This is a genomic window from Paraburkholderia sp. SIMBA_030 (genome assembly GCF_046535245.1).
GTDB lineage: Bacteria > Pseudomonadota > Gammaproteobacteria > Burkholderiales > Burkholderiaceae > Paraburkholderia.
In genome coordinates this window covers 1-273 of record NZ_JAWRXB010000481.1, presented here as the reverse complement: position 1 = coordinate 273, position 273 = coordinate 1, and the positions used below count along the sequence as shown (strand labels likewise).

Annotated in this window: 1 protein-coding gene; it reads right to left on the bottom strand. The window is 27.1% G+C overall.

Features of this window, described 5'->3' with window-relative positions; translation table 11 throughout:
* Positions 1-273, bottom strand: a 273-nt coding sequence (locus SB772_RS40875; RefSeq protein ID WP_410838635.1) for a hypothetical protein, incomplete at both ends; no start/stop codon positions are given.

Below are 273 nucleotides of genomic sequence, written 5' to 3'. Positions count from 1 at the left end.
CGTAATATTATATTCATGTGGCAGATTATCAGGTATAAATTTAGGATAATCTACTCCATTTTTTATATATTGATCTATTTCCGATAAAGAAAAATGCTTTCTGATTTCTTTAACATTAAAAATATTAAAAAATGGATTTGTAACAACTGGATTACCTGTACGGATAGATAAAGCACCTCCATCTCTTACTCCACAATTAACATAATCATTTTTTATTACAAATTCCAATAAATCAAGTAGTGCATTGTTATCAATTACAAATGCGTCTTCATC